Here is a 22,938-nt window from a genome sequence, read left to right as displayed (position 1 = left end):
GCCGTGTTTGTATGGAAGGCCAGCAGGTCACCCTGTCTGGCCTTTCTAAAATCAGCAGACTTGCGCGATGGATTCTTTAGTGAGCTTCACGTCAAAAAAGCCGGTTTCCTCGGCTTCTTTCTCCCGTATCCAAAGGTAGTCGGCATGGGTGACGGCAGGGTCTTCATGAACGAGGTAGATAAAACCATAATTCGTAGAAATACCGATTGTAGGAGCTACACTATCACCGATTTCAGGGGCTCTGATCATCTTGAAAAAACTCAGCCTTGCGCTGAGCTCATCAAGCCAACGACGGTGTATTACCTTGCCTGAAACGCTGTTTATCATTCCGATGACTTCGCATGTCGCATTCGATCTGTTGACCTTCTCCAGCATCGAATAAAAGGTGTCAGGATCTGCATAGCACGCAGCGCAAAGGTTGATTGCGTTAACCCCCCGCACACGAGTCATCGCTGTAAGTTCTTGGGTTCCCATCATCCTTGCTGCCCACTCAATCAACATTGGCCCCTTATCTGTCACCATAACTTCCAGGAACGATGGGCCAACGTTGACACCGAAGGCATCCAGGCATTGATGGACGTAAGCGATGATAGGGGCAGCCTCTTCCGAAAGCAGATCAATCAGCACCTCACGGTCATTGACCACCCCGGCTCCCGGCACTCGTTTTCGGTTATCTCGCCAGATCTCGAAAACGAGATGCTCCCCCTCGTGGGAAACGGCCTGTACCAGATATTGTTGACCGGCCAAGTACTCCATCGCCAGCAGCGTTTCATTGATAAGCCCCATTTCATTGAGGCGCCCCAATTCTTTGTCCACAGCATGATGAACTTCCGTTGCTTCATAGCAAAAATGAATGCCGTCAGCGCCTGCACTATTCACCGGCTTGATGACCACCGGCCACCCGCCAACGGAATCGATGGCCCTTTCGACATCATCCATGTGATGGATCAAGGCAACTCGCGCGGCCGGGATACCCACATGGTGCAGCCGATTCGCCATATGCCACTTGTCTCTGCGACAGGCGGATAATGCCGTGCCGTTGCCCGGTGTGCCCATTAACTCACTGAGGTGATCGGCAAGCTCAACACCGGACTCGCATCCGGGGATAATAAAGGCCGGTTTAAAATCGGCTAATACATCCGTAAGCGTTTTGAGATCTTGCGTAGCAACAAATCGATGCTGGAAGTCCTGTGGTCTGAAGCTGTCCACGTCATATTCGAGAATTTCGGCTGATGTCTGGACGTGAATACAAGTTATTCCGTAAAGTTTAAGTTCGTCTGCAAGGCTTGCTCCAGTCGAGTAAGCATCCACAATCACTGCGTATTTCATATTTTAACTCCTTCAGTAGAAAGACGGCTGAGATGGGAATAACCGTTGTAAGTGGCGGCCAAACAAATGAGTACAATCCCTACGAAGCTGAATACTGAAAATGCTAACCTCGTATCGACCGTTTGAAAGATGATAGTGAATAAAGGCGCTGCTGCAAGAATCGATTCCGTCGTCACGGGTTCGCAGCGTTTTATTCCTTCTTGCAGCAAGAGTAAGGGTAAGATCACTCCAGCAAAAGCCAGCAAAATCAGTGTGTCAAGATGATTAATGACAGCGGAGATTTTGCTTGCGTTTATGCATGTATAGAAACCTGTAATTGCTAGTAAAATATAAAATCGATGGGCGTAAAGATAACGACTGGATACACCATGATCTGCTACGACTTTTGAAAGTATGCTCGTTAAAGCCATTGCAACACCACAAACAAACATCATTGAGAAACCCAGCAATACCTGATATCCACCCAATTCATCCTTTACTGCGGTGCGACCATCCATTGACGCCCAACCTAAGTAGATGCTGGCACAAGCAATTATGGCAGCTGCGATATAGTCGGCTGAAATCATTACGGCTGATGGGCGTAGTATCTTGTTTAATATAAGTGTAGAAATAATTCCGATCCCTCCTACTAGCGCACTGACAATCGCCGGCTCAATCCATTTCAACGCAAATAAAAAAGATATCCAAAGCGCTGCTGAACTGATATTCAGCATTAACAAACAATGTCTTACGGGCACTGCGTTTTCCGTCAACTGGTGTATGGCATTTTTTGAACGCTTTCTAGTTATATAGCCAAGAAAAAAAACAGGCCAGGCAATGGCAAACAATACGAATGTCACGACAACACTATCAAGACTCTGCAGCAAAATGCCAAAATACACTTCTTTGAGGCCATCAATCACGTTGACAACCATCAGCGCAGTAATTCCCAAAAACAGACTTCGTGCAGCGCGCATGGTATGGTATCCATTAGAGAAAACAGGTTATAAGGACGTTAGCGTACGGATATTCCCCTTTATTGACTGTTTGTATCGTTGTAAAAGTTCTTCCGGTTTAAGCTCTCCAGACAACTTTATAATTTCATTCAGGCCAATTTTTATATCGCTCAGCGTGCGGTCAAGACCGTTGTTTGAGAGTGTGTCGAGTGGATGAGCCCTCAACTGTTCAATTCCGTGCAAACTTTCCAATAGTGTATAGATTATTATGTCCGCTATCGTCGGTGGATTGATGACAAAACCGATTGAAAATGACTCTTCGTGGGCCACCGTACTATGCCAGTAACCTCTGGGCATAAAGGTCGTGGTCCCGGGCTTGACCAGTCGTTCCTGGTTGTTTTGTGGCATTACTACTGGCAATTTTTTACCGGTGTAGGGGTGAGTGCCTTCTTTATAGAACCGATTCGGGTTGTTCGGAAAAAAAGGATAAATCGGGTCTGGAAGCGACATATTTTCAGCAAACTTCCAAGTTTTTTCACCTTTGATTTGAATCATGAAATTCGTTTCATGATCAAAATGCACCGCCACCTCCACGCCATAGGTCGCTGCGAATGCTTCACAGCTGACATAGTGTCTTGGGATTTCAAGTACCTTCGCTAATTCATCACACGCCGAGGATACTGCAGGCAGCGCTTCCAAGTCTTTTATGTAAACCATCGCGGCACCATCACTGTATGGAGCAATGGCATCGGTGGACTCTGCTACGGTGATACGTTTGCCTCCTGGGAAGAGCAGGTCTACAGGCCCTTGCAACACACGAAATAGCTTTCTGATATCTTTGAATTCTTCCAACTCCGCCAATTCGGTAAACCGGCTCATCTCTCCGTCTGCAATGTAAGAGTGTTTTGGCCAGTGACTTCGAAGGAATACCTCGGTTTGATCACCAAACATCTGCTGTAAAATATTCATCACGCCTCCAATCCTTGAAGCGGCGCGCTAAGCGCGCCGCATTGTCAGTCACACGGCCGCTGCTTCAGGTTGAACACTCAATGTGGCGTATGAGGCGTTTCCAAGCTTATTGAGGTAGCCCTCATAGACTCGGGAAAGCTCGTCGCTGCGATCTTTCAATTGGCGTGTGGCACTGGAAAAAAGCTTTTCTTGTTCCTCCTGAGGCAAGCCAACCATTTCACCCTCGGCACGGCCCAGCGCATTGAATAGAAGCTTGGCAAGAAGCTCAGTTTCTGTCCGTTCATGGCCAATTCGTTGGCAAATGGTTTCGACAACTGCGGCGTGATCATGGAAGTGCCAGCCCAACCGGCAAAGGCGGAATTTCACCGAGATGGGAGAGTCTTCCCACCAGTTGCGAGAGGCTTCGAGCTCTGCGTCGGTGATCCCCGAAAACTCTTCCACCAATTGTTGGTGGCGCTTTTCCCAAAGGGTAAGCAGAGCCTGGATGCTGCCAAAGTTATAGGGTGCGGGCCCGTGTTTTTCCCAGTTGACCAACGCTGGACTAACCTTTTCCGATTTCTCGATATTCGATCGGCTGGTCTCCAGAGTCGAACGGATTGCAGGGGCATGAGCCCAGAACTCTGCCATTACGCAGTGGACAATGTTGTTTCGGATCGTCCGCTGCTTTCCGAGTGTGTAATTTTGATGAAGGTGTTGCTGATCATATTCACTTCCTTTGAGGCCAATTAAGCTTCCTTGCAGATCTCTGAAAGCCACCTGCCAGTCCCGAATAATCATTTGCGCACGGCTCAAGCTTTGGCCCTGTGGAGCTCGCTTATGAGCTGCCTCTGTCGCGACGTCCAACAGCATCTGATAAACGCCCAGACACAGCTCGCGTAGGCAGTCAGTGTAATGCGCCCATCCACCTTCACCTGGAATACCTGGCCAATCAACCATCAACTCATGGTCCGGTATCTGAATCAGCGTATTACAGAAACGTCGCACCTCTCGAGCGATGGGCGTCTGCGCGATCCCATCTTGGGGCAAGCTGTCGTCCGGATACTGCCCACGAGCCTGTACAACGGGCAGCCAATACTCCGCTTCCCGTACAGCCACGCTCTCAGTACTGCGGGTGTTCAATGCCTTTCTCAACAGCGATTCGGCGGTGGAGTAATTAAAAGAACCCATTGCTTGCTTAGCCAAGCCCACTGACAATTGCGAAATTGTTTCTTTGGCACCAATGTCGCCGTCGACATCGTGATGTACTCGGCAGTACCCCAGATCCAGTCGTGTGTGTAATGGAGCGCCCAAAAATTTATGGTAAATATCCCCATCGCTGGAAATAAGTTGAAGAACCGGCGACATGATAAAAATATGGCTTCCGACCAACTCAGAAATTCGAGGGTCCGGCTCGGAATTCTCCACTTCGACCCACACAGGAATCGCCGATTCGGTTACGGCACCGATAAGCTGAGGGTCGTTAAAAACAGTATTCACCAAGCGAATACAGCCGTCACAGGACTTACTATGAAAATAAATCAATATCGGCTTTCCAGTCGACTTAGATTGTTCAATGGCGCGGGTATAGAGTTTATGGTTAATCCAATTGATTTTATCGGGGTTGTTCATTTTATGCTTCCATTCACGGTGATTGAACATTTATTTTGCAGACTTCAATACATCTCCGAGCAGTTGCACTCGCGACTCGGGATTAATCCAGAGCGCTTGCGACTCCGGGGACAATGAATGCAGTGGGTCACAGTAAAGAAAAATTTTGTCTTTCTTTACCGCGGGAGCCCGGTAGACAGCAATACCAAGCTGTTTGTCGTAATAGTCGTAGCTATGTATATCTCGCTTCCCTCCACCGCCCGGTAAATCCACGATGAAATTGGGGGTATTATGTCCCGCGATTAAACCACGGGTAACTTTTTCCAGCTCTATCGACTCGGAAATGCTCGTCCTCAGCGTCTCGACGCCTTGGATCATATCTCCTTGAAAACAATAGTACGGACGTACATTTAAGTAAGCTAAGCATTCATTTAATCGATGCATCGACTGTTTGTTGTTATTCACCCCTCTTAATATTACAGCCTGATTTCTAACCTCAACGCCACGCTCGTAAAGAATACCCAGCGCTTTGGCCGTCATTGCTGTTATTTCATTGGGGTGATTGAAATGTGTATGTATTGCGATTGATTTCCCCATCTTCCGCGCTCGATCAGATAAGCGAGAAATCGCATCGGTCCAGTCATTATCGCTCTGGATTTTCATGGGCAATACGGCCAACCCCTTCGTTGCGAAACGCATGCGACGTACATGAGGGACGTCCAGCAAACGTTCGCCAATCTCGGTAATCTGCCGCGCTTTTAGCCGATAGGCATCTCCCCCGGAAATCACCACATCTTCAACGCTGGAGTTTGCTTCTATGTAGCGAAATGCGGGCTCCCAACGCTCTCCTGGCGCATTGATTTTCTTTTTTGTAACCATATCGGTGTCGAGTCCTACCGCATAACTGCGGGTGCAGTACCGACAATAAACCGGACATACATTGGTCGCCAGAAACAGGACTCGGTCGGGATAGCGGTGGGTAAGGCCAGGTGCTGGTGAATCGTCCTGCTCCCCCATCGGGTCCAGTTTCAACATCGGATGATCAACTAATATTTCCGAAGCAAGAGGCAAAAACTGGCGCCGTAGCGGATCGGAAATAGGGTTGTTCCAATCAATCAATGAAAGTATATATGGCGTCAGCCTGATAGACATAGGCGCCAGTTGGTGGCCTTCTTCAATATCCCTCAGAAATGACGTGCTGGTCCTGTTTTTAATCAGATCCCCCAGTGCTAAAACACTGGTAATGGCGTTTTTTTCTTGCCACAGATGATTTAGAAAAAATTCAGCGTCAATATCTTTCCAGCGATCCAAGTCACGCCAGAATTCATCACTTCGAAATACATATCTCGACGATGGTAACGATTCATAATATTGCGCTTGGATAGAACTCGCAATCACTGAATTTAATTGAGCAGAAGCAGTGTCACAACCCATGATAGTACTTGGCATTTTTGTCATCCCTTTCATGTGACAGCGCCCATAGATTGAAAATACTAAAAATCGCCTTTAAGTCAACAAGCCTTAAAAATATTTGATTAGCACTTTTTAAGGGCGAATTTATCCAATCACAATTTGAAATTGCAATTTCAGACAACGCCATCCATATCTTGTGGTCGGTGTGAGTCTCGTTAGTACGCTAAGTACTTTCGTACTTAATTAACTAGAGGCGGTTCAAGCGACTGTGTTCAAATAAGCGACGACTCAATTAGGGGCAACTGCCGCTTTTTCTTTAAGGCTAGACACCGTTGTCGAAGTTGCGAGAGCGCCTGTCTGATTATGCGCAGTGCCGGAGGCCTGTGTTGGGGAAGACTGGAGCAAGTATTGCGATACATTGGCAATGTCCTCGTCATTGAGTGACTTGGCGGCAGCCACCATGACGGGAGAGGGACGAGAGGTATCACGGAACGCTCTCAGTTGTATCTCAAGGTACTTGGCGAACTGTCCGGCCAATTTCGGATATTCGGCGTTTTCTGAAGCGCCGGCCATGCCATGGCAGGAAGAGCAAGCAGGAATGCCCCGAGTATGATCTCCCTGGTTGTAAAGCCGCTCTCCAGCCTCGACGTTAACCGTCGCGGAGACAGCTGGCTCATCAAACGGACAGGCATCCGGTTGGGCTTTAACGACGCCCCCCATTTGCGTGCAAGTGCCTTTAGGGACAGCGACCCATTCACGTGGATCGTTGTCAACTTTGCTCGTCTCCGAGCAGTCGTGAAGACAGCTGCTATCGGAGCAATCGTTATGACCGGCCTTGGCCACGCCATAACAGACCTCGGTTTCCACTTTTTTGTCAGCGGCAACGTCGGCCATAGTGGCACCGCTGACAGAGGCCAATGCTGCGGCTACTAGAATGTCTTTCAGATTCATCACGCAAGTTCTCGGTTAAAGATTAGTGCAGTTGGTTTTTTTTTTGACGATTCGTGCACGAACTTGCCCACCCTATTCAGTCTGAGGGGCGTCGTATGGATAAAGCGGATTGTTTGAGCAGACCGATTATTTTGGTTCGCACAGGTGCTTACATCGGTCACCCTGACCAGCAAGTCGTGCTAAAGGTTGCTCAAAGAAGTGATCGAATTCGGGAGGGGATATAGCGATGTGGCGGCGAACTTTGCTCTCCTGCGGAGTTGGGCAAAAGTACTCCAGCGCATGCCAAGTGAAGGCACTGGTAGCTCATCAGATACATTTACCGCTCCTTTTTAACCTCTGCCACCTGGATGGTGGAGTCGGAATCCGTTCCTGTGATGCCACACCGCTTATTCGTATCCGAAGGTGATGTGTGCCGTTAAATCTTCGTTGTAATCACTCGCTACAGGGTGAGGCAACAAAGCACGTTTCTATTTGTAGCTCATCAATTAGATATGTCCAATTGGAATAAGGATATAAATGTTTCAAGATGTGTCACCTTTGATCCATTAGGCGAATGGTTCAGCCAGAGGACTGCGCACGAGGTCGTGGGGTTGGTGAGACTTGACAAGATAAGCGCCTTGGAAGTGGCTAGGGTACGGCGACCAGAAGAGCGTCACTTAACCAGCGAGCGACCAATGCGGCACTATCGACGAGCTGGGTAGCAGCTTCGGAGGTTGAGTAGCGTTCTTGAGCTGACAGCAATGCTTCACCCAAGGTCGCGCCCTCCATCAAGCGGGTCAACGCAGCACTTTCCCAAGATTCGATCTCGCGTACCTCTACAGTCCAGCCTTTTCGATACACGAGTGCCGTGCAGGCCCTGCGGTCCACAGGTGGCAAACGATGACCGTCATGGCGATGAGCATCCCATATCGCAACGACCGGCCACTCGCTGGTTAATAACGCACTGCCTGGTGACAAGGTGAACCGTTGGACATCTAGCTCATGACTACTCAACGCAGAAAGTGTCTGAGCGTTCAGTGCGGTGGCTTCGCAAGCGCGGGACGCGCGATGGATTGCCCATTCTAAGGAGGCCACCGATCCAAAATAAGGATACGACACTACGGGCAGGTACTCGCCGAGGAAAGTCGCCAGCCGTTCGCCGAACATTCCCAAGTCAGGATGCCTAGACGGATATCGTCTGCCATAAACGCAAGCAAGGGTGCGGAAGAAATTATCACCAACCAACGCCTTAATGACCGGATAGGTAAGCGCCAGCGATTGTTCCTGATGCTGCCAGAGGCCGCTACGATAGCGGGTAAAGCGCCGCATATTGCTGGCTGTTGTAGTCTTCAGCCATCCTTGCGGCAATATAGGCGATGACGATGGACAATCCAGTGCTTCAGTAAAGCTAAGCTGCAACGCCGCCAACTCTTCAAGCGTCATTAAACACCTCCCTAGCAATCGTTCGAGCTATCTCAACCTGATCGATCAACTCTCTCAGTGGCGGCAGACGTGTGTCCCACTCAACCAGCACCGGTACAGGGCCGAACTGACGTAATGAACTTCGATAGAGCGACCAGACTGGCCCTGTCACTGGGCTGCCATGATCATCAATCAGTAAATCCTCAACTTGACTATGGCCGGCCAGATGGAGCTCGCCGACGGTGCCCCTAGGCAGGTTCTCCATGGCGGCGTGTGCACACTCGCCATGGTTGCATTGGTTTACGTAGAGATTATTGAGATCAAGCAGCACGGCACTTCCTGTGCGGGCCGCTACTTCAGCGAGAAACTGGGACTCCCCCAGAGTGTCACCGTTGTAACGCAAACTGGTAGAGACGTTCTCAAGCAACAACTGTTGGCCCAAAGTGTTTTGTACCTGATCGACTCGATCACAGATTAGATTCAGCGAGGTTTCAACCAGCGGTAAAGGCAGCAGGTCGTTCAGGCAGCGCCCTTCTACCGCCCCCCAACTCAAATGCTCGGAAATCAGAAAAGGACCGATATCTGCAGCCAAGACACGTACTCGCTCTACATGCGCGCTGGAAAACCCATGGACCGAACCGATGCCCAATCCGACCCCATGTAGGCTGATCGGATAGCGCTGCGCCAGACGACGAAGAATATGAAGGTCTTTCCCGCCAGGCCCTAGATAGTTCTCCGTGTGAACCTCAAGCCAATCAACGGGAGGATTGCTGTTAAGAAAATCTTGATAATGGGGGGCTCTGAGGCCAACACCAATCCGTGGTAATGGGCGCACTTGTTAACTCGCTTGTTCAATAGGTCGCAAATGATCATAGCGCAGTATCAGGCGCCAGACGGGATATGGCGAAGTGCGCTGCATTAGGCTGGGATTGGGCAACTCTCTGCCGCCGCTATAGATTCCATCCCCACACCAGCGCGGGATTCTCCCGGAAGGCTTTTGGCTGTCCCTAAATCCCTAGGATCTTATCCAGCCTATACTCCTGTGAGTTTCTCACGGTAGGTGGATATACCGCTTCCGGCGGAGATGCGTATGCGTCCGGCCAAGTCATCTACCCAGCCCCGCAAAGCCAAGACATGGTGTGCACTTAAATTTTAAGTGGGCACCAGTTCTAGCCTTTTAAGCGGGTATTTCATGCAGCCAACACGCCGTTCCTATTCCAAGTCCTTCAAGGCCCAGGTCATTCAAGAGTGTGCACAGCCCGGCGCTTCGATTGCCAGCGTCGCGCTCGGCCATAGCCTCAACGCAAACCTCGTCCACAAATGGATTCGGCTGCAAGCGCAGAAAAGCCCTGCGCTCCCACCTGCATTTATTCCGTTACCCATGCCGCTGGCCGGGGCAAACTCCCATCCAGCATCATCGAATATCTGCGTTGAAATACAGCACCCGCGCGGCACCATCAAAGTGAACTGGCCGACTGAAAGTGCTGTCGCGTGTGCGACTTTTCTTCGAGACCTTTTGCGATGATTCGCATCGACTCCATCTGGCTCGCCACCGATCCGATGGACATGCGCGCAGGCACCGAAACGGCGTTAGCCAAGGTGATCGCCGTGTTCGGTGCGGCGCAGCCGCACTGTGCTTATCTGTTCGCCAACCGCCGCGCCAATCGCATGAAAGTGCTGGTGCATGACGGATTTGGAATATGGCTGGCGGCGCGCCGGTTGAACCAAGGCAAGTTCCACTGGCCTGGCATTCGCCATGGTTCTGAGGTGGAACTGGATACCGAGCAACTTGAGGCATTGGTGCTGGGTCTGCCATGGCAACGCGCAGGTTCTGGGGGCTCGATCACACTGCTTTAACGGCTGCCATTAGCCTATCGGTCTATCGCCGCGAAGCACCTGCTCCGGCAAAATCCGGCGCATGACTTCTTCTCCAAATCTCGACCAAATGTCCCCCGACCAACTGCGTGCTTTGGCAGCGCAGTTGCTGTCGCAAGTCGACACGATGGGCAAGAAAATCAACCGCGACCAAACGCTGATCGAGAAACTGACCCACGAGATCGCCCAGCTCAAGCGTTTGAAGTTTGCCAAGCGCAGCGAGCAGATGAATCCTGAGCAGGCCAGTTTGCTCGATGACCTGATTGATACCGATATCGCAGCGATTGAAGCAGAGCTTCAGGCCTTGCAGACAGTGCCAGCAGCGACCGAGAAAAAGCAGAAACCCAAGCGCACCGCATTACCGGCTGAGTTTCCACGCACGCTGATCCATCACGAACCGGACAACACTCACTGCCCATGCGGCTGCGCCCTCAAGCGCATCGGTGAGGACGTTAGCGAGAAGCTGGACTACACGCCCGGCGTGTTCACCGTCGAACGCCATGTCCGTGGCAAATGGGTTTGCGATGACTGCGAAACGCTGATCCAGGCACCGGTTCCGGCGCAGGTTATTGATAAGGGCATCCCGACTGCGGGTCTACTGGCACACGTCATGATTGCCAAGTTTGCTGACCATCTGCCGCTTTACCGTCAGGAATCGATCTTCGGTCGAGCGGGCCTGGCGATTCCACGTTCAACATTGGCTCAATGGGTTGGCGTGACGGGCGTGCAGTTGCAGCCTCTGGTCGACGCGCTGCGCGAAGAAGTGCTTGGGCAACAAGTCATCCACGGAGATGAAACCCCGGTGCAGATGCTCATGCCGGGAACAAAGAAAACTCACCGATCCTATGTGTGGGCCTACGCCACCAGCCAGTTCTCGGACTTGGCAGCGGTGGTTTATGACTTCAGTCCCAGCCGTGCCGGTGAGCATGCTCGCAACTTCCTGCAAGACTGGAGGGGCAAGCTGGTCTGCGATGATTTTGGCGGTTACAAGGCCAGCTTTGAACTGGGGGTGACAGAGATTGGGTGCATGGCCCATGCACGGCGCAAGTTCTTCGAACTGCACGCTACGAATAAAAGCACGCTCGCCGAGCAAGCCCTGCGCTATATCCAGTTGTTGTACGAAATCGAAAGAGAAGTCCGCGACCTGGAGCCGGATTTACGGCGTCGAATACGGCAAGAAAAAGCCGTCCCAGTGATGAATATGTTGCATGCCTGGATGATCGCCCAGCGTGACCTCGTGCCCGAAGGCTCAGCCATCAGCAGAGCACTCGATTACAGCCTGAAACGCTGGGCAGCGCTAGCGCGCTACCTTGATGACGGGGCCGTACCCATAGATAACAACTGGTGTGAGGTGCGACACGAAGTCGCTTACAGAAGTTGTTCTCCTTTGAGGGAACCACCTGTGTCACCGGGTGAATCTAGAAGGCTGAATCAAGAGCGCCTTCGACAATGTGACGAGGCACCGCAAGGTGCGGGGTACTAATCGTGAGATGCGTACCCTTCTGGCAGCCATGGCCGGACAAGGGCTAGATAGTCGGTATGGTGAACACATGTGAACCTGCGCAAAGATCGTTAAGTTGAACGAGCGGAAATGGCTTACACGCTCGAACCAAAAGGTAGCGGAGATGGGAACAGCGTTTTTCTGCACGCGCGTTCGTGACCCATACGTCTCCCGGTCGATAGCAGGCACCTAACCCGGCGTACTTCAGTAAGCGGAACGTGGAAATCCCGTATCGCTCCCCTCGGGGACAGCCGTTTGCAAAAACGGCCCATGGCGGTGCGGGCGAAGGAACGAGGAAAAAGCGAACGCCATCCTGTAACGGGCTGGATAGAAGTTGAAACATCACTTCACGCGAAAGCGGGCAGACGTCCTCATGGTCTCTCTTCACAAGAGAATATGTAGAACCCTTTCAACGGAAGGAGAGCAAATGAACGCAGCAGCATTGGCGTGTGCACCTTCCGGCACGGCGTGGGACGGCATCAACTGGGCCGACGCTCAACGTCGAGTAAGAGGGCTGCAAGCGCGTATTGTGAAGGCTGTACAAGACGGCAGGCATAACAAGGCGAAAGCCCTGCAATGGCTGCTGACTCACTCGTTTAGCGGCAAAGCATTGGCCGTGAAACGCGTGTCTGAAAACAAGGGCAAAAACACCCCTGGTGTAGACAAGGTCACTTGGAATACACCGGGGGCCAAAATCGGTGCGATAGCGTCATTGAGGCGGCGAGGCTACTCGCCGCTTCCGCTTCGGAGAGTCCTCATTCCGAAGAAAAACGGCAAGACGAGACCTCTCGGAATTCCCGCGATGAAATGCCGGGCTATGCAGGCGCTCCATTTGCTGGCTCTGGAACCGATAGCGGAAACCACCGCCGATCCGAACTCGTATGGGTTCAGACCGGAACGCTCAACTGCGGATGCCGCCGCACAGTGCTTTGGTGTGCTGGCACGAAAAGCAAACGCGGAGTGGGTGTTAGAGGGCGACATTCAAGGCTGTTTCGACAATATCAGCCATGACTGGATGATCGCCAACATCCCTATGGATAAGGCGATTTTGCAGAAATGGCTCAAGGCCGGTTACGTCTACCAAAACGAACTATTCCCCAGCCACGCCGGAACACCGCAAGGAGGCATCATATCCCCGGTGTTGGCCAACATGACGCTGGATGGTTTGGAAGCGATGCTGGCGAAGAAATTTCCCAATGCAAAGTGGACAGCCCGAAAGATGCGCGTGGTGCGTTATGCAGATGACTTCATCATCACAGGCTGTTCGAAAGAGTGGCTGGAGAATGAAGTCAGGCCTGCTGTGGTTGAATTCCTGGCAGAGCGTGGACTTGTCCTCTCTCCGGAAAAAACCAAAATAACGCACATAGGAGATGGGTTCGACTTCCTCGGATGGAACTTGCGCAAGTACAACGGCAAGCTCCTGATCAAGCCATCAAAAGCGAACATCAGGGCTCACCTCGCCAAGCTCCGTGAAGTGATCAAGACCAACAAGGCGATCAAACAGGTCAATTTGATCGGGTTGCTCAACCCGATTTTACGGGGATGGGCGAACTACCATAGCCACGTGGTCGCCAAGAAAGTCTTCAATCAGGTAGACAGCGAAGTCTGGACAATGCTCTGGCGCTGGGCGGTGAGACGGCATCCGCGCAAAGGAACACGGTGGGTCAAGGACAGGTATTTCAAAGTCCGAGGATCGCGCCGGTGGGTGTTCTCAGTCGCTGAAAAATACGCAGACGGTAAGGCAAGGGAATACACCTTACTGAAAGAATCGGATACGCCGATCGTGCGACATATCAAGATCAAAGCCGCAGCCAATCCGCATGACCCTAATTGGGATGAGTACTTCGAGTTCCGCTGGGGCAAGAAAATGCTCAAATCGACACAGGGACGAGCGAAGATGTATCGAGTCTGGCGGCAGCAAGACGGCCTGTGCTCGGTCTGTCATAAGCCCGTTACCAAAGATACGCCGTGGCACAGTCGCCACATCGTAAAGCTGGCTAATGGCGGAACGGACGCGGCAGTCAATCTAGAGATCTACCATCTGCGTTGCCCCAGAGATCAGCAGTACGCCAATGTTAAAGAGGTATCGCCGGGTGCTTAACAGCGCCTTTGTAGAGGCTTGAGCCGTGTGCTGGGAAACTCGCATGCACGGTTCTTAGGGGGTTGGACGCGGGTAACCGCGTCTGACTACCCGACAACCAGATCCGCCCTTGGGCTCTTGGACGTAAAAACTGGCTCTTCGCAGGGTCGCTACGCAGCGGAAAACGGGCAGCGGCGGTCATGAGTCTGATCCAGTCGGCGAGACTGAATGGTCATGATCCGTATGCCTATCTGAAAGATGTACTCACGCGCCTGCCGACGCAGCGGGCGAGTGAAATAAGCCACCTACTGCCCCACGAATGGACGCCTAATCGTGCCCAACTGAAGTAAGTTAGGCATCCGGCATAAAATCGGTCACGGAGTTGACATGAAAACCCACGCCAAAAATGGACTGTTAGAAGGTTCCTGTCATTGTGGAAACGTGCGCGTGTTCATCCCGCATCCACCAGTTCATGCCATCAAATGTAATTGCTCTATTTGCCGGAGACTCGGGGCGCTTTGGGCTCACTATGAAACTGGTGCAGTGAAGTTCGAGGGATACCCTCAAAATACCTCATCGTACGTTTGGGGTCAGGAAACCCTGAGGACGATCCGTTGTAGTAATTGTGGGTGTGCCACTCACTGGGAAGCGATCCTCCCGGGGGCAGTTGCTGGTGTTGGGGTGAATATTAATAATTTCGATCAGGAATTGGTCGGAACAACACCCGTGCGCCATTTCGATGGTGCCGATAGCTGGGCATATCTAGACTAGGCAAGGTGCATTGGCTGGACACTTACGCATAAATGGCAGCCCGGTTAGCTTACGCGAGGCGGGATGCCTAGACAGATACTTTCGGGAGTGAGTAATGAGCAATGACGCCTGTGTTCTAACTGCGCGCATGATTCGCAATTTCAATGATGTGCCGCTGCAATACGAGCGCCGCGACCCTCTTTACGAGAGCCATGGCGCGCGCCTCGGCACTGACACCGTCGCGCAGAAACTCGGTGCGTCAGTGGACATCGTCGCGCCAGGCAAGCGTTCTTGCCCCTACCACTTTCATTATGCTCAGGAAGAGATGTTCGTCATCCTGGAAGGGTCTGGCACCCTGCGCGTGGCGGGCGAAATGTTGCCGATCCGAAGCGGCGACGTCATCTTCATTCCGCCCGGGCCCGAGTATCCGCATCAGATCATCAACACCTCGGATGCGCCGCTGAAGTACCTGTCCATTGGCACCCGAGAAACCCCCGAAGTCTGCCAATACCCTGATTCCGACAAATATCAGGCGATGGTCACAATTAATGGAGCGCGCGCGTTCACTGCTGTGCAGCGGCCCGGGACTACGCTTAATTATTGGGACGACGAACCATGAGGGCGTAGTGTTGCCTGCCAGGAAAATGAATTAGGAAGGTCAAGTGACACTGCATCTGGTTGATTACGAATTGCTTGGGTGAGTTGGCCGGACGGTTACGGAGATGCCAGCGCCAGTGAAGAACATGAATTTGCTGGCGCAGGTTCACAAGCCAGCGAGCCGTCCCACGGATTCTAGATCGTGACCTGGGATCAAGGCGGCATTCAGAAATCGATGCGAAGCCTCTGGAGATCTTTTCTCCAACAAACATCGAGCTTCAGTCTCGATTTGTTTTTTCATTAGCCACTTCTCGATCTTGGCTTTTCGTTTGCCTTTCATGATCAGAACTCGTTAGCAATGCATGGCTTTATCCGCCCCCATCACCATTTAAATCTAAGCCCCGTGGCATCCGTGTGATTGGCCGATATTGCATCCAATTACTCAGCCCTTTCGTAACAAATTGGTTTGCTCATCACGAACACGGAAAAGACGCTGTCGGATTTGAATAAAACGGGAGGCGCATTGGCTCAGTTGGTCGGCTTCGAAGCGGCAATGCTGGCAACGGGCGTGCTTATCTAGCCATGGGAAATGCCAGACACCTCTTCTTTCGCGGCGTCGACCACCGACGTTGGCTCGGTTTCCTGCATATCTTGGGAACGTTTTCCGCCCAGAAAGGTGTTTGCTGACGCAAACCAAAAAGCCATTCCCCAGCCATTCTTTTGGGTTTGAAGGACGCTGATTACCTAGGCCATTGAGGGGCGCAGTTGCAGCGGGGCACTTTTATCCAGCCCATACCCCGGATAATAGTCTTGGCCGTTGTATTGAATTGAGAAAATCTGGCCCCTGCGCTCCCACTCATTGGGTGAAAAATAAGGGTTGCCGGAGCGATCCGGTGTTAGCTGCGCGATGTCTGCTGCGGATAACCAATCATTGCTCTCCCAGACGGCCTTCTTGGCTTCCGCGAGCATTCGGGCCTCTCTCAGATCGTTCGCGCTGGGCGGTTTCACAATTTGATTCTCGATGTCACCATTTCCCTTTAAGGTTAGCTTTGGAGCTCTGATAATTCAAAAAAGGGAGATGGCGCCAACGGAGTACTACCTACCCACGCGGTCATTGGTTTAAGGCCTGTCGGTTAAAGCGCGCAATGTGATGACGTCGATGTCGGTAAACCGCGCCGGAACATGTGCTGATGGTGGCTAATCCCGAGACTTGCCCGAGGGCGCGGTGTGGTAACGCGTGGTACTCATTTGGCAGCGATGAATGCGCTGTGGTTTCACATGACTAGCAGCCGTCCAGCAAAAAGCTTTGAGCTCATAATGGTCGACTCAGACACTCGAGGATTTTTCTCGAGCATCTAAATTGTTCGCTGTTTTGTCGCATTAATTTCCGAAATGTCGCATTTATTTCAGAATCCTACAACCGCCACCCACCAACGCCGGGCCGGAGGCCGAGTGATGGGGCTGGCGGAAGGGTCTTTGCGGCCAGTGGCTCAAGGGCACGCAACTGGTGACGGATTGAATGGCGGCGACTTCCAGCGCCTCGTTTTCGGCGAGCGGTGGAAGCAAGCCCGGCAAACGACTCGCCAACAATGTTTTCCCAGTCCCCGGCGGTCCGCTAAATAGCAGGTTATGAGCCCCAGCCGCCGCAATCAGCAATGCGCGCTTGGCCGAGATTTGCCCCTGCACCTCATTCAAGTCCGGATAGGGTTTGCTGGCGTAGAGCAAGCCATTGGAAACGTAGGGTTCCACCGGCGTATGTCCATTGAAGTGTGCAACGGCTTCCAGCAGGTGGTCCACGGCAAACACCTTCAATCCCGACGCCAGGCAGGCTTCCTCGGCATTCGCCCGCGGCACCATCAGCGAGCGCCCGGCCTTGCGTGCGGCGAGCGCCGCCGGCAACACGCCTCTCACGGCACGTACCGCGCCTGACAGCGCCAATTCTCCCAGGCATTCAATGTCATCCAGCGTCAACGTCGGCACCTGCACGCTGGCGGACAGAATCCCCAGAGCGATCGCCAGATCGAACCGTCCGCCGTCCTTCGGTAAATCCGCTGGGGCAAGATTCAGGGTGATACGCCGAGCCGGGAATTGCAGGCCTGAGTTGATAATCGCGCTGCGTACCCGGTCCTTGCTTTCCTTAACAGCCGCTTCGGGCAATCCGACCATCGTCAGCGAGGGCAAGCCGTTGGCCAGATGGACTTCGACGGTTACGGCGGGCGCTTCCACGCCAATCTGGGCGCGACTGTGGACGATGGAGAGGGACATGGTCGTTCCTTGAGCTAAACGAGGGGCCGCTTCCTGCGGGTTTTTTAAGGGTAGACGGGGAGAGAGAATTGGTAGGGTGGTTGCGCGGGCAAACTTTCGCGGGATGTTACGGTTACGAACCAAGGCATCGGCGAGGTACAAAAAAACGCCATTACACAGTTTCTTTCTCGACAAAAACTCAGTTTCGTCCACCGGCCAACCAACAGCCTGGCTCAAGTTCTTTGCCATGTGCGATGGCAACTTCAATAAAGCGCCGTTGATTGGCCGATAAACTTCCAGCCAGGCGACGTGCTTCGGCGTGAAACTCGGCAATTTGCAACAGCTTCGCTTTTCGCTTTTTTGGGCTCATACACACCTTCTGTGATTGGATGTTTGTTTGGCGAAAAGTGTAGAGGAACGAGTTCGAACTATTAAATCAGGCCCGAGAGCTGCTTTTTGTAGGAACGTGCCTAGAAAGTTGAAGGACGACGGTGAAAGAGCGTGGATGGTCTTGCGATCAGAAGGTTGCTGCTTATGATCTCGCTGAAACAGCCGTAGAAGACGCGAATGAAAATGAATGGAATGCGCCCGATTCATCCTGGTGAAATTCTCAGCGAAGAATTTTTGAAGCCGCTGGATCTTGCAACCGAAGCTTTGGCTCGCTCACTGAACGAGCCAGAGGCGGAAATAGGCGATGTTGTGAGTCAGCAGGTCAGTGTCAGTGCGGGTCTGGCGAAGAAACTGTCCACCCACCTGAACACCACGCCCGAGTTCTGGCTGAACCTGCAAGCGACTTACGATTTGCGGGAAGCTGGAATCGAACGGGGTAGGGCTTTAAATACTTAAAGCGATTGCAACATCCGCGAAGCACGCTTCCACCAAGGCGCATTGACCGTACGTTGCGTCCGCTCACCATCCGCCAGCATCTGCGGAACATCCTGCAACCGGATCCACGGCTGGTTATTCCAGTGCAGCAAACTCAGCGACATCTCTGGCCAGTTCAGCAGACTCAGGACCGGGCGTTCGCTTGTTGCCGGTTGTTGGGCATCTCTGAGAGCTGGCACTACGTCGTGGGTCAGCCATTCGCGCAGGCCTCGGTATTCGGGGCAGTAGTGGTAGACGAGCAGGGCGTAGACGCCGGATTCGCTGATCAGCAGGGTGTTTTCGAGGGTGCCGTGGATGACGACTCGTGCGGTTTGATGTTGATCGGGATCGAGTTTTCGGACGGCGCGTTCGTCGAGGAAAAGGCGAAGCAGACGACCTAGGTCTCGGGCGCTGAACCAAGGCTGGTTTTCGATCAAAAGCGCGTGAAGGTGGAGTTTGTGGCGGGTGAAGACGTGAGGGATTAGATAGTTTTCTTCCATGTTGCAGCTCCCGGATGCGAATTGAAGGAAACTGCCTCTGATCGTCGCCAAACGAAAAGGGTGGCAGCTATGCGCGGGTTGGCGAACCGGTGCATCCGGAAACCGGCAGACCCGAAGGTCTCCCACGCACAGCCGCCATAATTCGAGATGGGAATAATTCCCTGGTTCGAACGTGGTCACGAAGTGTTTAGATGCTATCCAGGTCGCCAAACCCAGTGCTGAATATTCAGCTGAGAATGAGCTTAGGAGCCTGGGCTTCACGACGCTATCGGACGGCGGTGGTGATCTTTGTAGGACGTTGCCGAGATGGTGGCGGGGCGGCAGATCAAAAGATCGCAGCCTGCGGCAGGTCCTACAGGGGAGGTCGGTCCATGTGGGATGGCTGGTAGACCGAGGTGACTCTAATCGCGAGCAGGCTCGCTCCCACAGGGAACTGCATTGTCAGCGGGGTTACTCGGTGGGCGGGTTCAGCTTCGCTTCCATCTCCGCAACTTTTGCCTCAAGGCTTTCCAGCCGTGCCCGAGTCCGTGCGAGCACAACCATCTGGCTATCAAACTCTTCACGGCTCACCAGATCCAGCTTGCTGAAGCCACTCTGCAACAAAGCCTTGAACTGGCTTTCGATTTCGCTTTTCGGCAACGGGGTTTCGCCGCTGAAGAGGCGCGAAGCGGTGCCGGTCAGGGCGTCGAGGAAGTCTTTGGGTGCGAGCATGGGAAATGTCCTGTCAACAATGGCGGGCAGTGTATCACGCAGTGTCTATAGTCAATTCCGACAGCAGGGATGCACGCTTTTCGCGCATGTGGACGGACGGCTGCGCACTGTTGTTGTGCGTATCCGTCCGGCCATTTGAGGGAAGTGGCTGTCGGCAGCGGCCAAGGGATTGAATTCAGTGGGTTTTGGCGAGATGGCAAGCTTTCTGCTTAGTCAGGAGTAACCCATGCACTGATGCAGTCGCTGTGACGAATGCAGTGCGCCAAGCGGAACGGGGAGTTGTTTCGTGAGGAGCGGTTAGCTGGCGTCGGACGGGCAGGTAAGGTCGACGATGCGTTACAAAGCCAGGCACTGCGCTTAGACTTGAGTCGGGTTTGTTTTCCTGGGGCAAGTCCACCAATTCGGGAGAGAGTTTTCATGAAGCTAGTCACTGCCATCATCAAGCCGTTCAAACTGGACGACGTGCGCGAGTCGCTGTCCGAGATCGGCGTGCAGGGCATTACCGTTACTGAAGTCAAAGGCTTCGGTCGGCAGAAGGGTCACACCGAGCTGTATCGCGGCGCGGAGTACGTGGTCGATTTTCTGCCCAAGGTGAAGATCGATGTCGCTATTGACGACAAGGATCTGGACCGGGTTATCGAGGCGATAACCAAGGCTGCCAACACCGGCAAGATCGGTGACGGCAAGATCTTCGTGGTCAATCTGGAACAGGCGATTCGCATCCGTACCGGCGAAACCGATACCGACGCGATTTAAACGCCGCCACAAACCCAACGCCCCAGGAGAAAACAATATGACTCTGCGTAAATTCGCAGGGCTAGGAGCCCTGTTGTCCCTCGTAATGCCCAGCCTGGCTATGGCGGCAGACGAAGTGGCGGCCCCAGTCCTCAACTCCGGCGATACCGCCTGGATGATGACCTCGACAGCCCTCGTGCTGTTCATGACCATTCCCGGCCTCGCGCTGTTCTACGGCGGCATGGTTCGCTCCAAAAACATTCTTTCCGTGATGATGCAGTGCTTCGCCATTACCGGTCTGATCAGCATTCTGTGGGTCATTTATGGCTACAGCATCGCGTTCGACACCACCGGCATGGAGCAGGGCGTCGTCAACTTCAACTCGTTCTTCGGTGGCATGGGCAAGGCATTTCTCGCCGGTGTCACGCCTTCGAGCCTGACCGGCCCTGCGGCGCTGTTCCCTGAGGCGGTGTTCATTACCTTCCAGATGACCTTCGCCATCATCACCCCTGCGCTGATCGTCGGTGCCTTCGCCGAGCGGATGAAGTTCTCCGCCATGCTGATCTTCATGGGCGTGTGGTTCACCCTGGTTTACGCACCGATTGCGCACATGGTCTGGTCCGGCAACGGCGGCCTGATGTGGGACTGGGGCGTGCTCGACTTCGCCGGTGGCACCGTGGTGCACATCAACGCCGGTGTGGCCGGTCTGATTGCCTGCCTGGTGCTGGGCAAGCGCAAAGGCTTCCCGACCACGCCGATGGCGCCGCACAACCTCGGTTACACCCTGATGGGTGCCGCGATGCTGTGGGTGGGTTGGTTCGGTTTCAACGCCGGTTCCGCCGCTGCGGCCAACGGCACGGCCGGTATGGCAATGCTGGTGACCCAGATCGCAACCGCCGCCGCTGCACTGGGATGGATGTTCGCCGAGTGGGTCACTCACGGTAAACCAAGTGCACTGGGTATCGCTTCGGGTGTTGTAGCCGGTCTGGTCGCCATCACCCCGGCCGCCGGCACCGTGGGCCCGATGGGTGCTCTGGTCATCGGCCTGGCAGCGGGCGTGGTGTGCTTCTTCTGCGCCACCACGCTGAAACGCAAACTCGGTTATGACGATTCCCTGGACGCCTTCGGTGTGCACGGTATCGGCGGTATCCTCGGCGCGATCCTGACCGGTGTGTTCGCCGCACCGTCCCTGGGTGGCTTCGGCACCGTCACCGACATCGCCGCTCAAGTCTGGATTCAGTGCAAAGGCGTGGGCTTCACGGTGATCTACACCGCGATCGTCACCTACATCATTCTCAAGGTCCTGGACGCTGTCATGGGTCTGCGTATCACGGAAGAAGAAGAGGCCGTCGGCATCGACCTGGCACTCCACAACGAACGCGGCTACAACTTGTAAGTACGCCCCCAAAAAAACTTGCCCGGCTTGCCGGGCATTTTTTTGTCTGGCGTTTGTCAGTGAAGGGACTGCTGAAAGGTTTTTTCGTACACGTTTAGTGGCGTTTACGACGGGCGTTTTTCTGCGGCCAATGGCTTACATGATTGAAGGAATATTAGGGCCTTTGTTTTTTCCCTGAGCGCGCTAGAATGCGCCCCGAACGTGCGGAGAACTGTATGTGGCAACAGACTCTGATTACCCTGCGGGCACGGCCCCGGGGCTTTCATCTGGTAACGGACGAGTTACTCGCCGGCCTGCCTGAACTCAAGGCGTGCCGGGTCGGTCTGTTGCATTTGTGGCTGCAGCATACCTCGGCGTCGTTGACCATCAACGAGAACGCCGATCCGGCGGTACGTCGCGACTTCGAACGATTTTTCAATCGTCTGATCCCACAAGGAACAGACGGCTATGAGCATAACGACGAAGGCCTGGACGACCTCCCGGCGCACTTCAAGGCCAGCGTGCTTGGCTGTCAGCTCAGTTTGCCGATTTCGGCAGGCCGACTGGCGCTGGGGACCTGGCAAGGTGTTTATCTGGGCGAGCACCGTGATTTTGGCGGTGCCCGTAAAGTCCTCGCCACCGTGCACGGTGAAGAGGCATGAACCGCTGGTCACCAGCGGTTATTGAATTTTTCCGGCGGCTGTCGACAGACGGCGAAGCTGGGCTATAACTAATCTGCTTTTCGCAAGTCATGAGGTAGAACATGAGCGACGATGATCTGGAAAACGACGACCTCGAAGTAGGCGACGACGACGAAACCGAAGAAGGTCTGGAAGCAGCGGCCGAAGACGTCGCTGAAGACGACGGCGGTGAAACGCCCGTTCCGACCGCCAAGGGTAAAGCCAAGGCTGCGGTATCGGTCGATGAGCTGCCGAGCGTCGAAGCCAAGAACAAGGAACGCGATGCTCTCGCGCGGGCCATGGAAGAGTTTTTGGCCAAGGGCGGCAAGGTGCAGGAAGTGGAGGCCAATGTGGTCGCCGATCCTCCCAAGAAGCCTGACAACAAGTACGGCAGCCGGCCTATCTGAGCGCCTGCCCTTGCTTGCTGAAAAAGCCCGCCGT

General features: G+C 53.4%; 21 protein-coding genes and 3 pseudogenes. 11 read left to right on the top strand and 13 right to left on the bottom strand.

What is annotated here, in order from left to right; genetic code table 11:
• Nucleotides 1-51: 51 nt before the first annotated feature.
• The 8 genes from ACIQV9_RS07195 to ACIQV9_RS07160 all read right to left on the bottom strand — a co-directional run bounded on the left by ACIQV9_RS07195 (nt 52) and on the right by ACIQV9_RS07160 (nt 9,420).
• Nucleotides 52-1,329 carry an ATP-grasp domain-containing protein gene (locus ACIQV9_RS07195; protein WP_403099703.1) on the bottom strand — a complete coding sequence of 426 codons (1,278 nt, stop codon included), beginning with the start codon at nt 1,327-1,329 and terminating at the stop codon, nt 52-54.
• Nucleotides 1,326-2,285, bottom strand: a complete 960-nt coding sequence (locus ACIQV9_RS07190) for an EamA family transporter (protein ID WP_403099701.1) — start codon at nt 2,283-2,285, stop codon at nt 1,326-1,328. The genes ACIQV9_RS07195 and ACIQV9_RS07190 overlap by 4 nt, the downstream gene beginning before the upstream one ends.
• A 27-nt stretch (nt 2,286-2,312) precedes the next feature.
• The gene (locus tag ACIQV9_RS07185) at nt 2,313-3,233 is read right to left on the bottom strand and encodes a JmjC domain-containing protein (RefSeq protein WP_403099699.1); all 921 of its coding nucleotides are present in this window, start codon (nt 3,231-3,233) and stop codon (nt 2,313-2,315) included.
• A gap of 48 nt (nt 3,234-3,281) precedes the next feature.
• Complete coding sequence (locus tag ACIQV9_RS07180; protein ID WP_403099698.1) at nt 3,282-4,841, bottom strand: thioredoxin family protein; 1,560 nt, start codon at nt 4,839-4,841, stop codon at nt 3,282-3,284.
• A 30-nt stretch (nt 4,842-4,871) separates the two neighbouring features.
• Nucleotides 4,872-6,269 carry a KamA family radical SAM protein gene (locus tag ACIQV9_RS07175; RefSeq protein WP_403099696.1) on the bottom strand — a complete coding sequence of 466 codons (1,398 nt, stop codon included), beginning with the start codon at nt 6,267-6,269 and terminating at the stop codon, nt 4,872-4,874.
• A 252-nt stretch (nt 6,270-6,521) separates the two neighbouring features.
• Nucleotides 6,522-7,184: a DUF2282 domain-containing protein gene (locus ACIQV9_RS07170; protein ID WP_403099694.1), complete on the bottom strand. Its 663-nt coding sequence runs from the start codon at nt 7,182-7,184 to the stop codon at nt 6,522-6,524.
• 627 nt (nt 7,185-7,811) lie between these two features.
• Nucleotides 7,812-8,606: a putative DNA-binding domain-containing protein gene (locus tag ACIQV9_RS07165; protein WP_403099692.1), complete on the bottom strand. Its 795-nt coding sequence runs from the start codon at nt 8,604-8,606 to the stop codon at nt 7,812-7,814.
• Nucleotides 8,596-9,420 carry a DUF692 domain-containing protein gene (locus tag ACIQV9_RS07160; RefSeq protein WP_403099690.1) on the bottom strand — a complete coding sequence of 275 codons (825 nt, stop codon included), beginning with the start codon at nt 9,418-9,420 and terminating at the stop codon, nt 8,596-8,598. The genes ACIQV9_RS07165 and ACIQV9_RS07160 overlap by 11 nt, the downstream gene beginning before the upstream one ends.
• A gap of 357 nt (nt 9,421-9,777) precedes the next feature.
• On the opposite strand from ACIQV9_RS07160, the gene tnpA reads away from it, so the two are divergent.
• From tnpA to ACIQV9_RS07130, 6 genes and pseudogenes are all read left to right on the top strand, one after another.
• Complete coding sequence (gene tnpA / locus ACIQV9_RS07155; RefSeq protein WP_403099688.1) at nt 9,778-10,110, top strand: IS66-like element accessory protein TnpA; 333 nt, start codon at nt 9,778-9,780, stop codon at nt 10,108-10,110.
• Nucleotides 10,107-10,442, top strand: a complete 336-nt coding sequence (gene tnpB / locus ACIQV9_RS07150; protein WP_403099686.1) for an IS66 family insertion sequence element accessory protein TnpB — start codon at nt 10,107-10,109, stop codon at nt 10,440-10,442. Before tnpA ends, tnpB begins: the two co-directional genes overlap by 4 nt.
• Nucleotides 10,443-10,503: 61 nt before the next feature.
• A pseudogene (gene tnpC, locus ACIQV9_RS07145) lies at nt 10,504-11,811 on the top strand (IS66 family transposase); the annotation flags it as partial.
• A gap of 577 nt (nt 11,812-12,388) precedes the next feature.
• Nucleotides 12,389-14,062, top strand: coding sequence for a group II intron reverse transcriptase/maturase (gene ltrA / locus ACIQV9_RS07140; protein WP_403099684.1), 1,674 nt, complete (start codon nt 12,389-12,391; stop codon nt 14,060-14,062).
• Between the two features lie 92 nt (nt 14,063-14,154).
• Nucleotides 14,155-14,391: pseudogene (locus ACIQV9_RS07135) on the top strand (transposase domain-containing protein); the annotation flags it as partial.
• Nucleotides 14,392-14,906: 515 nt separating this feature from the next.
• The gene (locus tag ACIQV9_RS07130) at nt 14,907-15,410 is read left to right on the top strand and encodes a cupin domain-containing protein (RefSeq protein ID WP_116030763.1); all 504 of its coding nucleotides are present in this window, start codon (nt 14,907-14,909) and stop codon (nt 15,408-15,410) included.
• 722 nt (nt 15,411-16,132) lie between these two features.
• Here the strand turns inward: ACIQV9_RS07130 and ACIQV9_RS07125 are convergent.
• The 3 genes and pseudogenes from ACIQV9_RS07125 to ACIQV9_RS07115 form a co-directional block, all read right to left on the bottom strand.
• Nucleotides 16,133-16,357 carry a hypothetical protein gene (locus tag ACIQV9_RS07125; protein ID WP_403099682.1) on the bottom strand — a complete coding sequence of 75 codons (225 nt, stop codon included), beginning with the start codon at nt 16,355-16,357 and terminating at the stop codon, nt 16,133-16,135.
• Between the two features lie 444 nt (nt 16,358-16,801).
• A pseudogene (locus tag ACIQV9_RS07120) lies at nt 16,802-17,653 on the bottom strand (YifB family Mg chelatase-like AAA ATPase); the annotation flags it as partial.
• A 178-nt stretch (nt 17,654-17,831) separates the two neighbouring features.
• Entirely contained in the window at nt 17,832-18,002 is a 171-nt protein-coding gene (locus tag ACIQV9_RS07115; RefSeq protein WP_403099681.1) for a hypothetical protein, read from the bottom strand.
• Nucleotides 18,003-18,199: 197 nt separating this feature from the next.
• Here ACIQV9_RS07115 and ACIQV9_RS07110 point away from each other — a divergent pair, with 197 nt between their 5' ends.
• A complete protein-coding gene (locus ACIQV9_RS07110) occupies nt 18,200-18,478 on the top strand; it encodes a HigA family addiction module antitoxin (RefSeq protein ID WP_403099680.1) in 279 nt (92 codons plus the stop codon).
• On the opposite strand, the gene ACIQV9_RS07105 is transcribed toward ACIQV9_RS07110, so the two are convergent.
• Together ACIQV9_RS07105 and ACIQV9_RS07100 are read right to left on the bottom strand one after the other, a co-directional pair.
• Nucleotides 18,475-18,996, bottom strand: coding sequence for a Bro-N domain-containing protein (locus tag ACIQV9_RS07105; RefSeq protein ID WP_403099679.1), 522 nt, complete (start codon nt 18,994-18,996; stop codon nt 18,475-18,477). The genes ACIQV9_RS07110 and ACIQV9_RS07105 overlap by 4 nt on opposite strands.
• A gap of 450 nt (nt 18,997-19,446) precedes the next feature.
• A complete protein-coding gene (locus ACIQV9_RS07100) occupies nt 19,447-19,707 on the bottom strand; it encodes an accessory factor UbiK family protein (RefSeq protein WP_403099677.1) in 261 nt (86 codons plus the stop codon).
• A gap of 417 nt (nt 19,708-20,124) precedes the next feature.
• Here ACIQV9_RS07100 and glnK point away from each other — a divergent pair, with 417 nt between their 5' ends.
• The 4 genes from glnK (at nt 20,125) to sutA (ending at nt 22,904) form a co-directional block, all read left to right on the top strand.
• Complete coding sequence (gene glnK / locus ACIQV9_RS07095; RefSeq protein ID WP_002555808.1) at nt 20,125-20,463, top strand: P-II family nitrogen regulator; 339 nt, start codon at nt 20,125-20,127, stop codon at nt 20,461-20,463.
• 37 nt (nt 20,464-20,500) lie between these two features.
• Complete coding sequence (locus tag ACIQV9_RS07090) at nt 20,501-21,838, top strand: ammonium transporter (RefSeq protein ID WP_403099675.1); 1,338 nt, start codon at nt 20,501-20,503, stop codon at nt 21,836-21,838.
• A 215-nt stretch (nt 21,839-22,053) separates the two neighbouring features.
• Nucleotides 22,054-22,479 (top strand): secondary thiamine-phosphate synthase enzyme YjbQ, encoded by a 426-nt coding sequence (locus tag ACIQV9_RS07085; RefSeq protein ID WP_008030499.1) that lies wholly within the window; start codon nt 22,054-22,056, stop codon nt 22,477-22,479.
• Nucleotides 22,480-22,580: 101 nt separating this feature from the next.
• Nucleotides 22,581-22,904, top strand: a complete 324-nt coding sequence (gene sutA / locus ACIQV9_RS07080; RefSeq protein ID WP_094470027.1) for a transcriptional regulator SutA — start codon at nt 22,581-22,583, stop codon at nt 22,902-22,904.
• Nucleotides 22,905-22,938 lie beyond the last annotated feature (34 nt).

This window comes from Pseudomonas sp. NPDC099000 (assembly GCF_044759925.1).
GTDB lineage: Bacteria > Pseudomonadota > Gammaproteobacteria > Pseudomonadales > Pseudomonadaceae > Aquipseudomonas.
The sequence above is the reverse complement of the archived record's forward strand: the minus strand, read 5'-3'. Positions and strand labels throughout refer to the sequence as shown.

Excerpts from the sequence above, each read along its gene's own strand:
- ACIQV9_RS07195 (WP_403099703.1), bottom strand. The coding sequence starts at position 1,329 with ATGAAATACGCAGTGATTGTGGATGCTTACTCGACTGGAGCAAGCCTT.
- ACIQV9_RS07190 (WP_403099701.1), bottom strand. The coding sequence starts at position 2,285 with ATGCGCGCTGCACGAAGTCTGTTTTTGGGAATTACTGCGCTGATGGTT.
- ACIQV9_RS07185 (WP_403099699.1), bottom strand. The coding sequence starts at position 3,233 with ATGAATATTTTACAGCAGATGTTTGGTGATCAAACCGAGGTATTCCTT.
- ACIQV9_RS07180 (WP_403099698.1), bottom strand. The coding sequence starts at position 4,841 with ATGAACAACCCCGATAAAATCAATTGGATTAACCATAAACTCTATACC.
- ACIQV9_RS07175 (WP_403099696.1), bottom strand. The coding sequence starts at position 6,269 with ATGCCAAGTACTATCATGGGTTGTGACACTGCTTCTGCTCAATTAAAT.
- ACIQV9_RS07170 (WP_403099694.1), bottom strand. The coding sequence starts at position 7,184 with ATGAATCTGAAAGACATTCTAGTAGCCGCAGCATTGGCCTCTGTCAGC.
- ACIQV9_RS07165 (WP_403099692.1), bottom strand. The coding sequence starts at position 8,606 with ATGACGCTTGAAGAGTTGGCGGCGTTGCAGCTTAGCTTTACTGAAGCA.
- tnpA (WP_403099688.1), top strand. The coding sequence starts at position 9,778 with ATGCAGCCAACACGCCGTTCCTATTCCAAGTCCTTCAAGGCCCAGGTC.
- tnpB (WP_403099686.1), top strand. The coding sequence starts at position 10,107 with ATGATTCGCATCGACTCCATCTGGCTCGCCACCGATCCGATGGACATG.
- ltrA (WP_403099684.1), top strand. The coding sequence starts at position 12,389 with ATGAACGCAGCAGCATTGGCGTGTGCACCTTCCGGCACGGCGTGGGAC.
- ACIQV9_RS07130 (WP_116030763.1), top strand. The coding sequence starts at position 14,907 with ATGAGCAATGACGCCTGTGTTCTAACTGCGCGCATGATTCGCAATTTC.
- ACIQV9_RS07125 (WP_403099682.1), bottom strand. The coding sequence starts at position 16,357 with ATGCTCGCGGAAGCCAAGAAGGCCGTCTGGGAGAGCAATGATTGGTTA.
- ACIQV9_RS07115 (WP_403099681.1), bottom strand. The coding sequence starts at position 18,002 with ATGAGCCCAAAAAAGCGAAAAGCGAAGCTGTTGCAAATTGCCGAGTTT.
- ACIQV9_RS07110 (WP_403099680.1), top strand. The coding sequence starts at position 18,200 with ATGAAAATGAATGGAATGCGCCCGATTCATCCTGGTGAAATTCTCAGC.
- ACIQV9_RS07105 (WP_403099679.1), bottom strand. The coding sequence starts at position 18,996 with ATGGAAGAAAACTATCTAATCCCTCACGTCTTCACCCGCCACAAACTC.
- ACIQV9_RS07100 (WP_403099677.1), bottom strand. The coding sequence starts at position 19,707 with ATGCTCGCACCCAAAGACTTCCTCGACGCCCTGACCGGCACCGCTTCG.
- glnK (WP_002555808.1), top strand. The coding sequence starts at position 20,125 with ATGAAGCTAGTCACTGCCATCATCAAGCCGTTCAAACTGGACGACGTG.
- ACIQV9_RS07090 (WP_403099675.1), top strand. The coding sequence starts at position 20,501 with ATGACTCTGCGTAAATTCGCAGGGCTAGGAGCCCTGTTGTCCCTCGTA.
- ACIQV9_RS07085 (WP_008030499.1), top strand. The coding sequence starts at position 22,054 with ATGTGGCAACAGACTCTGATTACCCTGCGGGCACGGCCCCGGGGCTTT.
- sutA (WP_094470027.1), top strand. The coding sequence starts at position 22,581 with ATGAGCGACGATGATCTGGAAAACGACGACCTCGAAGTAGGCGACGAC.